Source organism: Klebsiella oxytoca NBRC 105695, from assembly GCF_001598695.1.
Classification (GTDB): domain Bacteria; phylum Pseudomonadota; class Gammaproteobacteria; order Enterobacterales; family Enterobacteriaceae; genus Klebsiella; species Klebsiella oxytoca.
Genome location: NZ_BCZK01000023.1, coordinates 32,862 through 45,602 on the forward strand (window position 1 = coordinate 32,862; position 12,741 = coordinate 45,602).

Consider the following 12,741-nt stretch of genomic DNA (forward strand, 5'->3'; position numbering starts at 1 on the left):
CATACGATGAAAACCAAACGAATCCTGCAAACGAGCGCCCTGGCGCTGGCGTTAAGCGTGGCAACCGCTCAGGCGGCGGACCGCATCGCCTTTATTCCTAAGCTGGTCGGCGTCGGCTTCTTTACCAGCGGCGGTAACGGCGCGAAAGAGGCGGGCAAAGCGCTCGGCGTGGACGTCACCTATGACGGCCCGACCGAACCGAGTGTCTCCGGCCAGGTGCAGCTGATCAACAACTTCGTCAACCAGGGCTACAACGCGATTATCGTCTCCGCCGTATCACCGGACGGCCTGTGCCCGGCGCTGAAGCGGGCGATGCAGCGCGGGGTCAAGGTTCTGACCTGGGACTCCGATACCAAACCAGAGTGCCGCAGCATCTATATCAACCAGGGGACGCCGCAGCAGCTTGGCGGCCTGCTGGTGGAGATGGCGGAAAAACAGGTGACGAAACCCACCGCCAAAGTCGCGTTTTTCTACTCCAGCCCAACGGTGACCGATCAGAACCAGTGGGTAAAAGAGGCGAAAGCCAAAATTGAAAAAGCGCATCCGCAGTGGGAAGTGGTGACCACGCAGTTTGGCTATAACGACGCCACCAAATCGCTGCAAACCGCCGAGGGGATCTTAAAAGCGTACCCGGATCTCGACGCCATTATCGCCCCGGACGCCAACGCGCTTCCGGCCGCCGCCCAGGCGGCAGAGAATCTCAAGCGCCAGGGCGTGGCGATTGTCGGCTTCAGTACCCCGAACGTGATGCGCCCCTATGTAGAGCGCGGCACGGTAAAAGCCTTCGGCCTGTGGGACGTGGTACAGCAGGGCAAGATCGCGGTTAACGTCGCCGATCGTCTGCTGAAAAAGGGCGATCTTAACGTCGGCGACAGCGTTGATGTGAAAGATCTCGGCACCCTGAAAGTCGAGCCCAACAGCGTGCAGGGTTATCAGTATGAAGCGAAAGGCAACGGCATCGTGCTGCTGCCGGAGCGGGTGGTGTTCACCAAAGAGAATATCAATAACTACGATTTCTGATGGAGGATGAGATGGCTGATTTAGACGATATCAAAGAGGGAAAAAACTTCGGCTTAGACCGTCCGCAGCAGAACACGCTCTATACGCTGAAGGGCTGTGGGTCGCTGGAGTGGGGGATGCAGTCGCGGCTGGCGCGTATCTTTAATCCGCAGAGCAATCGCACGGTGATGCTGGCTTTCGATCACGGCTATTTTCAGGGGCCGACTACCGGTCTGGAGCGTATCGATCTCTCTATCGCGCCGCTGTTCGAGGAGACCGACGTGCTGATGTGCACCCGCGGCGTACTGCGCAGTCAGGTGCCGGCCGCGACCAACAAACCGGTGGTGCTGCGCGCTTCCGGCGGCAACTCGATCCTCAGCGAACTTTCCAACGAGTGCGTGGCGGTGGCGATGGAAGATGCGCTGCGCCTGAACGTCTGCGCGGTGGCGGCGCAGGTCTATATCGGCAGCGAACATGAGCATCAGTCCATCAACAACATCATCAAGCTGGTGGACGCCGGCAACCGCTACGGTATGCCGGTGCTGGCGGTAACCGGGGTGGGTAAAGAGATGGCCCGCGACGCCCGCTACTTCTCGCTGGCCAGCCGCATTGCCGCTGAAATGGGGGCGCAGTTTGTAAAAACCTACTTTGTTGAGGAAGGCTTTGAGAAAGTGACCGCCAGCTGCCCGGTGCCGATCGTCATCGCCGGGGGCAAAAAGCTGCCGGAGCAGGAGGCGCTCGAGATGTGCTGGCGGGCGATTGACCAGGGCGCATCCGGCGTCGATATGGGGCGGAATATCTTCCAGTCCAGCGCGCCGCGCGCGATGCTGAAGGCGGTGAAAAAAGTGGTGCATGAGAACCTGAGCGCCCGCGAGGCGTATCAGTTCTGGCAGGAGGAAAAACAGGGAGAGCTGCAATGAACGTAACGCTGGTAGAAATCAATATCAAACCGGAACGGGTCGACGAGTTTCTTGAGGTATTCCGCGCCAACCACGAAGGGGCGCTGCAGGAGCCGGGCAATCTTCGCTTTGATGTCCTGCAGGACCCGGAGGTGAAGACGCGCTTTTTTATTTATGAAGCCTATAAAGATGATGAAGCGGTGTTGGCGCACAAGAAAACCCCGCACTATCTGGCCTGCGTAGAGAAGCTGGAGGCGCTGATGTCGCAGCCGCGGCAGAAACGCAGCTTTATCGGCCTGCTGCCGGAGGTGTAAGACGAGTCCTCTCCCACGGAAAGAGGGGGAAAAGAGGAGCCGTCTGTTAAATCGGGAGCCGGACCGTTCCCTCTCCCTGTGGGAGAGGGTTAGGGTGAGGGCACTAGCCTATGGTTTACGGAAAAACTCGTTATACAGCATGTACAGATGCGCCGCGCTCCAGGAGAAATTCGGCGCGCCTTGCTGAGCGCCGGTGAGCGGATTGTAGTTCTCCTGAATCGGGCCATCGGAGGTGAGTCCCCGGGCGTGTCTGAAGAAGGCGTCCGCCAGCTGCAGCGCCTCTTCGCGGTGGCCGTAGCGCTCCATCCCCTTCAGGCCGAACCAGAACTGGTCCACCCACACGCGGCCGCGCCAGTAAATATCCGCGCCAAACGCCGGATTCGTTAATGCGGCGGTACCCAGCGGTACGAACGTGTTGAACTCTTTGGCGTCCAGCATCACCGAAATGACGTCATCGGCATGCGCCTGAGTGGCCGCGCCGTTGAACAGCGGCGACCAGCCCTCCGGGCCTTTGCCGCGCTCGACGATCGGCCTACCGGCGCAGCCGTTTGCCAGCGGCTGCGCTTCAATGCGAATGTCGTAATAGAATTTGCTCTGCGGGTCGAACATGCAGGTGTTGATATAGTCGGCGAGCTTTTTCGCCAGCGCCCGGTAGCGTTTTGCCTCCTCCGGCTTACCGAGAAGGGCCGCCATCTCCGCCAGATAGTGGTTGTCGCTGTACATGTAGCTGGCCTGATCGACCGACTCCTGCAGCAGCGAATAGCCGAGCAGATTGCCGCTTTTATCCCGGTTTTCAGCAAATTTCACCGTCCAGTCGCTACGCTTGCCGCCGCCAGCGATGTACTTATCCAACTGAACTTTATCGATAAAGCCGAAAACCGCCGCGTCGTCGCGCCCCGACTCCCAGGAGGCGGCCACCTGCGCCGGGATCTCCAGGCTGTCGTAATCGCCTTTCGCCGTCACCTGCTCGTAGGTTTTCAGGCCGGAAAGCGTCCGTTCTTTATCGCCCTTTTTCACGGTAAACAGCATCGCGCCATCGGCGGTGTTGTGCGCTTTATCGCGGGTCGCGCCGTACTCCGGCACGCCGTTGCCGTTGTGGTCGCGGTTGCGCAGCCACCAGTCATGGTAGGCCACCAGCTTCGGATACATCTCCGCCAGCCAGGCTTTATCTTTCGTAACGTTATAGACTTCCATCACCGACCAGGCCGCCAGGCTCGGTTTGGTATTTCGCTCGTTCCAGTTGCTGCCGTCGCCGCCGCGTTCCGGGCTCAGGTTCCAGGCGATCAGATCCGGAATGAACCCGGCATCCTGCGGCCGCACTTTATCGTCGGCGGCAATCTGCCAAGAGAAGACGGCACGGATGTTCTCTTTCGCGATCTCCGGGTTGAAGTGGGCCATGGCGTAGGCCTGCTTCCAGGTATCCCACGGCCAGGTCTGGTTGCCTGAGAACCAGCGCCCGGTTACCGACGGCGTGACGGTGTTGTGCTTAACGGCGCCGCCCGGCGCGCGCCAGTTACCGTTAAGGGTTTCGATCGCTTTTACCGCCACCCGGGTTTGCTGCGCCGTAGCATCAGGATTGGTCAGCCCCTTTTGCAGATAGCCGTTCCAGCGCGCCTCGGAAGCGCGCAGATAGTGTGCCGGTCGCGCAAGAATATCGCGGATTTGCGCTTTCTCGAGCCGAACCTGCTCGGCGTTCAGCAGGTGCGAGTAGGTGGTATAGAGCGTGGTCGAGCCGTTGATTTGCGCGCTGCTGGTGAATCGATGGCCGTCGATTTGGGTGACCGTCGGCAGGGAGCGATGGATCTGATACTGCGATTCGCCGGAGGTCATTAAATCCGATGCGGAGCGGACTTTGCCGAAGCTGACGGTCAGGCCGTCGTGGGTCGCGCTCAGGCGGCGCTGATAGTCCGGGAAAGCCTGGTCGATGGTTTGCGTTGACTGCGGTTTCCCCTCTTTGGCGGAGAGTTTCTCCAGCAACTCGCCGTCCCAGACCAGCTTAAGCGGGCTGCTACTGGTGATTTTAGTCTCCAGTAAAGAGGTGTGCGCGCTGGCAAAGCGCAGGGTCATCTCGACCTGTACGCCGGCCGCGGAGAGCTTTTGCACCAGCGCGCCGGGCAGGCTCCAGGCCTGCAGGGTGAAGGCGACTTTTTTGCCGTTCTGGTATACCGTCAGGCGATCGAAATTGGTCGCCATAAAGTTGATGTACTCCTCAGTGAGCAGCGCGGGTCCGGGAAATCCGCCCATGGTGGCCGGACCATCAGGCAGCAGATGCCCATGCCATGCGCCCAAATCGAAAAACGGGTTGAAGCGCTGGTGGTCATCGTTATCAAAATCCTGCATCGCCTGCGGCGCGCCGCTGCGGTTGATAACATTTTTAAAGTCATCCGCGGTCAGCGCGTGGGCGGAAAAGCTTAGCAGTAGGGCGCAGGCCAGCGGCGTAAGAGTAGTGGTAATCTTCACGGTATTGATATCCCTTTTTACCAATAGAAATATTGCATCAGGAAAACCTGATCGCTCGGGTTGCCGGAGGCATTTTTCATGTAGAAGCGGCTGTCCGCAGCGGTGGCAAAACGTCCGCCGCCGTATTCGTACCAGATGCCGAACTGCATAAACGAGGTGGTTTCCTCGGCGGCGCGATCCGGGCGGTGTTTGGCGTAGCTATAGGCGGTAGAGAGATACACGCCCTTGAGCGCTTCATACATAGCGCTGGCCATAAAGCCGGTCTCCGTTCCCGGCACGTCTTTTCCCCTGGCGCGCCCGGTATGATGCCAGGCGCGGGCGGCGAGGTTGGGGGTGAGAATACCGGTCAAAAATAGCTGGCCGGTCCCATCCGTCACCTCAAGCCCATTCATCCAGGTCACCTCGTTCGCGAGATCGTACTGGATGTAGCCGTTGACCATCGCCGGGTAGGTATATTTATCGTCGTAGCGGTCGTATTTGCCGAAATGGAGCCACGCTTTGCCTTCATCGTGGTGCCCGGAGGGGGTCGCGGTCACGCTGTAGCGAAAATCTCCCGCCAGGTTCTGCACCTTGAGCGCGTACATGATATCGCGCGTATTGGGGATCACGTAGCCGAGGTCGGGCGTGAAATCGCCCCACCACTGCAGATCGTCGAGCGATGAATCCTGGCGCAGGCTGAGCATAATCTCGGTGCTGCTCTCGGTTTTATATCCGCCGTAGAAGCGGTTTATTCCACCTTCAAATCCGCCCCAGCCGTGGTCCGCTACCCAGGCATTTCCCTGACGATCGGCCTGAACCGTCCAGCCTTCGCCATAAATTAAACCAAACCAGCTGCCGTGCTTTATTTCCAGTCCGCCTTCAATATAGGTGCCATCACTATATTTATGCTTGTCCTCGCCTTCTAGATCCATATATCCGCCAACCCCCAATTCACCGTAAAAACGGTATGAGGTGACATTAAGTTCAGGCGTTTTCATGTCATCATGTTCCGCCGGATGCGCCACATCGACGGCAATAGCCGGTGTGCAAAAAGCCAGGGCGGCAAGCGCCCAGTAAATAGGCCTGTTCTTTTTCATCATTTTATTTAGAGGTATTGTGGTTTTTTATTTAAGAAAAATAGATTAAGACGCGTCAGAGGCTGGCGCTGCTTCAATTCTTTTTTCTTCCCGAGTTAAACCTTTCACGTATTTGCTGTATTTCCACCATGCAAATCCGAGGAAGATAACGATTCCGCCGACATTATAGAAAATAATCGTCAGAATATTGCCGCCGGTGGGAAAGGTTGAGGCGACGAAGCCGATAGCGAAAATAACAATCAGCATGGAGACCACCGTAATACCGGTGGTGCGGGAACCCATTTTAAAATCGCGCGGCAGATGATCGAGCTTGCGGCGCAGATTAAGGTACGCCAGCATGATAAACAGCGGCGGCAGCATCGAGGCGGCGGCGGTCATATTGATGATGGTATTCATTAAATCCTGCACGGTACTGGAGCCCATCATCGGAATTATCATTAGCGGAATCACAATCAGGAACTGGATCCACGCCGCGCGCGCCGGTACGCCGTTTTGATTGAGCTCAACGGTTTTTTTACCAAATATTCCGGGCGGGATTTCGGAGAAAAAGATTTTGACCGGCGTCGCGGTCCACATTAATAACGAACCAAACATGGCGGTAAAGGAGACCAGGCCGACAAAACGGTTGACCACGATTTCGGGCAGGCCAAACCATACCGCCATACCGTGGAAGACCTGTACCGATCCGCCGGTAAATTTCAGCTCTTTACTGCTGATAAACACGTTTATCAGTACCGAGGAAATGGAGTACAGCACGCCAATCACGATCCCGGCGAGGATAATGACCTTAACAAATGATTTCGATCCGCCTTTCACGTCATTGACGTACACCGCGACGGACTCCGCCCCGCCGGCCGCCATAAAGATCCAGGTGGTGATGCCGAGGAACGCCCAGTTAAAGTTCGGGATCATTGCATCCACGGTAATCGGATCCGCTGGTTGAATACCGCCCACCAGCGCGCCGCCGGAAAGCAGAATGTAGGAGAGCGTCAGCAGCAGCATTAACGATGAGGTGACCGAGGTGATTGGGCCCAGCATTTTTGCGCCGTTGGTGGAAACCCAGGTCGACAGGGCGAACAGCGCCATGCTCAACATCGTGGTGGCCACGGGCGTCAGAATGTACTCGTATCCGAGGAAAGCGTAGGAGGCATAAGCGATTACCCTCGGCAGCAGCGAGGTAAAAAAGAACAGATTCACGAACCAGTAGGTATAGGCGGTAATAAAGGCCCAGCGCCCCCCTAGCGAGCTTTTTACCCAGGCATAAACGCCCGCTTCGGAGTTTTTATTCAGCGAAACGAATTCCGCGATGATCAGACAGAAAGGAACAAAGTAGAGCAGGGTTGCAAGGAAGAACATCGGCGCCGACGCCAGTCCCAGCTCAATATTGTTATTGATCACGTTATTAAAACTGAAGACGGCGGCGAAGGTTAGCGATAGCAGGCCAAACTTGCCGATGGTATTACGTTTGATATCAGACATAACACATCTCCACACATTGTCCTTCAGAGAATGGCCGAAGGGGATTGTGTTGTTTGTAGGGTAGAGGCAGTTAAGTATTGTGGTTAATTTTAGTAAAATATTTAGTAAATAAAAGCGGTAAAAATGAATTGCTTTAACTCGATCACGAAAATGGTTGGGCGACAGATCATGGCTTGCGGGTAAAAAAATCCCGCCAGGGGATATACCGCTGGCGGGAGCAACGGTGGCTTATTTCACCGTATTTGCCGCTGATTTCAGGCCTGGTTGTTGGTTCTTGCGCTGTTTTTTCTCAAAGCGGGTTATCCACCACCATGCGAGTCCGGAGAAGACTGCGGTCATAAAGACGTTAATGAAGAAGGCGTTCACCAGGTCGACTCCTGGCGGGAAAGCGGAGGCGGTCATGCTGACCAGGAAAATAACGATAAGCATCGACACCACGGCCATCCCAACTTTTCTTGAACCCATGCGGAAGTCGCGCGGCGTGTCGTCATGTTTCCAGCGGAAAACAAAGTAGGCGGCCATGATAAACAGCGGCGGTAGCATTGCGGTCCCGGCGGTCAGGTTGATGGCGGTGTTCATCATTTGCTGAACGCTGGCGGAGCCGAAACCATTCACGATGAGCATCAGAAAGACGAAGACAAATTGCCACCAGGCGGCGCGCACCGGCACGCCGTGGACGTTCAGCTCGGTGGTTTTTTTGCCATAGATGCCGGCAGGAATTTCCGAGAAGTGAATTTTTACCGGTGCGGCGGTCCACATCATCATGCTGCCGAAAATGGCGATAAACAGAATGATGCCGACGAAGCGGCCCATCAGCGCTTCGGAAATATGGAAATAAGCGCCGAGACCGGTGAAAATTTCCACCATACCGGCTGCATAGGTCAGGTCTTCCCGTGCCACAAAGACGTTGACCAGCAGAGAACCCAGCGCATACATGCCGCCAATCAGGATCCCGGCGGTGATGATGACTTTAATAAACGATTTCTGGCCGCCTTTAGTATCGTTCAGATATGCGGCAACGGTTTCAGCCCCGCCAGCCGCCTGGAAGATCCAGCACATAATCCCCAGCGTCGCCCAGTTGATGGTAGGCGCCATGGCGTGCAGCGTAATCGGCTGCGCGGGGACATGGCCCGCGCCCAGCGCGGTAATAGCACCGACCACGTAAATCGCAAAGAGCGCGAAGACGCCATAAGCCACACATTCGGAGATTTTCCCCAGCCAGGTCGCGCCTTTGGTGGAAATGTGGGTGGCCATGGCGAACAGAACGATAGAGATCAGCGAAGTGACCATCGGCGAGAAGGGAATGGCGTAACCCATAATGGCGTACGAGGCGTAGGCCACCACGTTCGGCAGCAGCGACAGGAAAAAGAACAGGTTCACAAACCAGTACAGGAACGAGCCGAGATAGGCCGCGCGGGTACCTAAAGGCTGCTTCAGCCAGGCGTACATACCTGATTCGGAATTTTTATTTGCTGACACGAATTCGGCGATGATAAAGACAAACGGAATAAAATAGACCACCGTGGCAAACAGAAAGATAGGGGCGGAACTGAGCCCTAACTCTATGTTATTATTAACGATATTTCGTACGTTAAATACGGCGGCAAACGCCATCGACAGTAGGGCGAACTTCCCTATTTTGGCACGAACTGATTCGGACATAAGTCCTCCGGAAAATGATCTGGCCCGCATTGAGGGCTGGGACCGGGAAGGCCAACGAGTCGATCCGCTGGCCTCACCTTGCGTAACGCGGGCTTACTTATTCAGGAAGTAGCCGTCTTCGATAGTCACTCTGAGCACCACCTTTTTGACCGGCGAGTCACAGATAAAGCGATAAGCTTCGTGGGTATCGCAAATCACCATTTGTCCTTCATGGACCTGCACGGTTTCACCAATGCCTTTCAAATATTCACGGTCAGTTTCATCGCGATAGCAGGCGACGGTCTGCAGCTGCTCTTTAGCGGCAAACTCAATTTTTTGCTGACCCTGGAGGTAGTAATGCACCTCGAAATAGCGGCGGTTGCCAACGAACAACGCATCCGTGGTGCTGTCGCTTGCCACGCGATAGGAGAGCGAATCGCCTATCGAATGGGCAACTCCAGGCCGGATATTATCGACATTATTGATAGCTTCTACGCAGCGCTGCCATTTACGTCCACTGTGATAAATTTGCTTAAATTGTTCTAAATTATCGAGAATTCTCATTTTTCAGCCTCGCTGTATGAATCGGAGGAAAAGAAACCGGCGCCAAAGCTATGATTCGCCAGCGTCTGCGAGGAAGCGCTCCCGCCTTCCAGCGGCAGCAGCGTAAAGCCATAGTTGAACGGTTTGAGCCACACCCGCCAGCTATCCAGCACCTCGCTCCCCCAGGAGTTAGAGCCCAGGCCGAGCAGTTGGGCGTCGATATTCAGGGTGATGTCATCGCTGCGACGCAGTTCGTTACAGTGCTGCGCGGCGTGCAGATTCTCCGCCGTATAGTGCCAGGCGCTGATATTGAGCGGATCGCGCGGGACCACCATCAGGCCGCTGCCGTGACGGTCGGTAAACGCGGCCCAGCGGACGTGCTGGCGGTTGCCGTTGTTCTGCGGGAACGGGTAGTTCACGAACATGTCGTCCACGGTGGTGCGCCAGACATCAATGATGTTGCTCTGCTGGCTGTCGGCGTAGTTTTCACCGGGACCGCGACCGTAGTAATTCACCTGTTCAAACTGACCGTTAATGCCCAGCATAAAACCGATGCACGGCACGATATGCGGATAGTCGCCATAACGTTCCCCCGCAAGCTCAACGTTAATATGGCCCTGCGGGGTAATCTGCCAGCGATAGGTACAACGCATGCCAAAATCGAAAACCGGCGGAGCGATAATGCTGCGGGTGGTGATAATCACCGTGTCTCCACGCTGTTCGGCGCTGAATTCACGCAGATGCTCCTGCATAATTTGCAGGTGACTGGGCTGCCACAGCCCCTCATATTCCTGCTTGTGGTTATCAATCATCGGCTTGAAGAAGTTAATCTTCGGCTCACGGGTCACCTGGTCTACGCCGTTCACCTGCCATTCGCTCAGTTTGCCGCTGACTTTAGAGAAGACCACGCGGAAGTTATGCCCGGTGATGTTGTAGCTCAGTCGTTCATCAACTATCTGTAGCGGGGTTGCGCTGGCATTCATCAGCGGCGATTTCGTTGCCGTCTGTTCTTTTAGCTGGAACTGGTAAACGGCGATCGGATGGTTGGCCTCGCTATACGGCGTGCGCGAGTCTTTGGTCACCAGGATGTTGAGGAAGGTTTCGCGATCGTCCAGTTCTGGCAGGTCAATGGTGATATCGCGGCTGCTGTTTGCCGCAAGATCGCGCACCTTAAGCTGCTGGCTGGCAAGCGTAGCCCCTTCGGCGCGAACTTCCACGCGCAGGGTATAGTCATCCAGCGTCGAGAACCAGAGCTTATTATCGATGCGCAGTTCGCCGCGGGCGATGTCGGTCGCCTGAACTTTTACCGGGGCGATAACCTGTTTGTACTCTCTGAGGCCGGGCCCAGGCGTCTGGTCGGAGAAAATCAGACCGTCAAGACAGAAGTTGTAGTTATTAGGATAGTCCCCGTAGTCGCCGCCGAATTTGTACCAAACCGCGCCGCTGTCATCGGTGGCCTGAATCCCGTGATCGCACCACTCCCAGACGTAGTGGCCCTGAATACTGTCGTGTTGATAGAACACGTTCTGGTATTCGCTCAGCCCGCCGGGACCGTTGCCCATCGCATGGGCGTATTCGCAGATAATTCGCGGCTTGGCATGCGGATATTCCCCGAATTCATTCATCAGCGGCACGCGGGTATACATGGTGGAGATGATATCCACCACCTCCGCGTCGCGATCCTCTTCGTAATGCACCAGACGGGTATCGTCGATCGCTTTAGCGGCGTGATACATCGCCCGAATGTTGCAGCCGTAGCCGGACTCGTTACCCAGCGACCAGATAATGATCGACGGATGGTTTTTCTGCGCGTGAATGTGGCGCACGATTCGTTCGACGTATATATGCTCCCATGCCGGATCATCGGTGATGGCGCTCAGATTGCCGACGTTGGCGAAGCCGTGGGATTCGACATCGGTTTCCGCCATCACGAACAGACCGTAAATGTCGCACATCTCATAGAAACGCGGGTCATTGGGGTAGTGGGCGGTGCGTACCGAGTTGATATTGTGCTGCTTCATCAGCAGCAGATCTTTCTCAACGCGGTCCATCCCTACGGCGCGCCCCTTCAGATGGTCGTTGTCGTGGCGGTTAACGCCATGCAGCATCACGTAGCGGTTATTGATGTAGAACAGGCCGTTGCGCACTTTGATATCGCGAAAACCGACGCGCTGCGGGATAACTTCGATAATCTCTCCGGCGGCGTTTTTCAGCGTCATCACCAGGTGATAGAGATAAGGATTTTCCGCCGACCACTGCTGCGGCGCCTTCACGTCGATCGCAAAGTTGACGTTCAGCTGCTGGCTGATGCTCAGGCGCGGCGTTACGCCTTCATACAGCGCCTTTTCGCCGTCGAACAGCGCGTATTCCAGTGTGGCTGCGCCCGGCTGCGCGGCGAGATTTTCCAGCACCAGCTGGCAGGAGAGGGTGGCGTCGACGTAGTCATCGTTAAAATCGGTGCGCAGAGTGAAGTCCTGGACGTGAAGCGGGTTTTTGCCCACCAGATACACGTCACGGAAGATACCCGCCGACCACCACATATCCTGATCTTCTATATAGGTGGAGTCCGCCCACTGCATGACGCGCACGCAAAGCAGGTTGTCGCCGTTTTTTACCGCGTGACTAATATCAAACTCCGCCGTCAGGCGGCTGCCTTTGCTGAAACCGATGTACTGACCGTTAACGTAAATTTCAAAATAGGTCTCGACGCCATCAAATTTAATCAGGGTCTGCTGGTCCTGCCAGCCCTCGCTGAGGGTAAAGATGCGCTGATAGGCGCCGGTAGGGTTGTCGGTCGGCACGTAGGGAACGTCAATCGGGAAGGGAAAGCCTTCGTCGGTGTACTGTAGCTGGCCGTGTCCTTCCATCTGCCACATTCCCGGTACGGTAATCGGCCCCCAGTCGCTCATGTATTGCGAGGTGAACGCTTCCGGCACCCGCAGCGGGTTGTTAAAGAAGCAGAATTTCCACTGTCCGCTAAGGGACAAAAAGCGGCTGCTGGTTTCACGGGCGAAGGTTCGCGCCTGGGCCTGCGAATCGTAAGAGAAGAAATAGGCGCGCGGAGGCAGCCGGTTTTCATGAGTGAGTTGAAGATTTTCCCAGCGATTCATATCGCCTCCCTGAACGGACTAAACGGATAGAAAGTATTTTAGTAAAAGTTTTACTAAATTAAACCGTCGGGAGTGATTTACTTTAACTCGATCACAAAATGAGCGGGTTGGCCGCCAGCGGTCAGGATGGGGAAAAGGTGCAGAGGATGGGGGATGGAGGAAAATCCCGGAGGCGGCGCGCTGCGCCTGTCCGGGCTACCGTTTGGCAGACGGCGGTGAA

Annotated in this window: 9 protein-coding genes; 3 read left to right on the forward strand and 6 right to left on the reverse strand. The window is 56.0% G+C overall.

Going from position 1 to position 12,741, the window contains the following annotated elements; genetic code table 11:
- The first annotated feature begins 6 nt into the window (after positions 1 to 6).
- From lsrB to lsrG, 3 genes are read left to right on the forward strand one after another with little or no spacing between them, the layout of a single operon-like run.
- Entirely contained in the window at positions 7 to 1,020 is a 1,014-nt protein-coding gene (gene lsrB / locus KO1_RS25585; RefSeq protein ID WP_004105940.1) for an autoinducer 2 ABC transporter substrate-binding protein LsrB, read from the forward strand.
- An 11-nt stretch (positions 1,021 to 1,031) separates the two neighbouring features.
- On the forward strand, positions 1,032 to 1,919 hold the full coding sequence (gene lsrF / locus KO1_RS25590) for a 3-hydroxy-5-phosphonooxypentane-2,4-dione thiolase (RefSeq protein WP_004105939.1): 888 nt from the start codon (positions 1,032 to 1,034) through the stop codon (positions 1,917 to 1,919).
- A complete protein-coding gene (gene lsrG, locus KO1_RS25595; RefSeq protein WP_004105938.1) occupies positions 1,916 to 2,212 on the forward strand; it encodes a (4S)-4-hydroxy-5-phosphonooxypentane-2,3-dione isomerase in 297 nt (98 codons plus the stop codon). Before lsrF ends, lsrG begins: the two co-directional genes overlap by 4 nt.
- Before the next feature lie 108 nt (positions 2,213 to 2,320).
- On the opposite strand, the gene ygjK is transcribed toward lsrG, so the two are convergent.
- The 6 genes from ygjK to ebgA form a co-directional block, all read right to left on the reverse strand.
- On the reverse strand, positions 2,321 to 4,672 hold the full coding sequence (gene ygjK, locus KO1_RS25600; protein WP_024274747.1) for an alpha-glucosidase: 2,352 nt from the start codon (positions 4,670 to 4,672) through the stop codon (positions 2,321 to 2,323).
- A gap of 17 nt (positions 4,673 to 4,689) precedes the next feature.
- Entirely contained in the window at positions 4,690 to 5,748 is a 1,059-nt protein-coding gene (ygjJ, locus tag KO1_RS25605; protein ID WP_024274746.1) for a protein YgjJ, read from the reverse strand.
- A 45-nt stretch (positions 5,749 to 5,793) separates the two neighbouring features.
- The gene (locus KO1_RS25610) at positions 5,794 to 7,227 is read right to left on the reverse strand and encodes an amino acid permease (protein ID WP_049593642.1); all 1,434 of its coding nucleotides are present in this window, start codon (positions 7,225 to 7,227) and stop codon (positions 5,794 to 5,796) included.
- Positions 7,228 to 7,455: 228 nt separating this feature from the next.
- Positions 7,456 to 8,889: an amino acid permease gene (locus KO1_RS25615; RefSeq protein WP_004105934.1), complete on the reverse strand. Its 1,434-nt coding sequence runs from the start codon at positions 8,887 to 8,889 to the stop codon at positions 7,456 to 7,458.
- A 93-nt stretch (positions 8,890 to 8,982) separates the two neighbouring features.
- Complete coding sequence (locus tag KO1_RS25620) at positions 8,983 to 9,432, reverse strand: beta-galactosidase subunit beta (protein WP_004105933.1); 450 nt, start codon at positions 9,430 to 9,432, stop codon at positions 8,983 to 8,985.
- Positions 9,429 to 12,521 carry a beta-galactosidase subunit alpha gene (gene ebgA / locus KO1_RS25625; RefSeq protein ID WP_024274744.1) on the reverse strand — a complete coding sequence of 1,031 codons (3,093 nt, stop codon included), beginning with the start codon at positions 12,519 to 12,521 and terminating at the stop codon, positions 9,429 to 9,431. The genes KO1_RS25620 and ebgA overlap by 4 nt, the downstream gene beginning before the upstream one ends.
- Between the last annotated feature and the right edge of the window lie 220 nt (positions 12,522 to 12,741).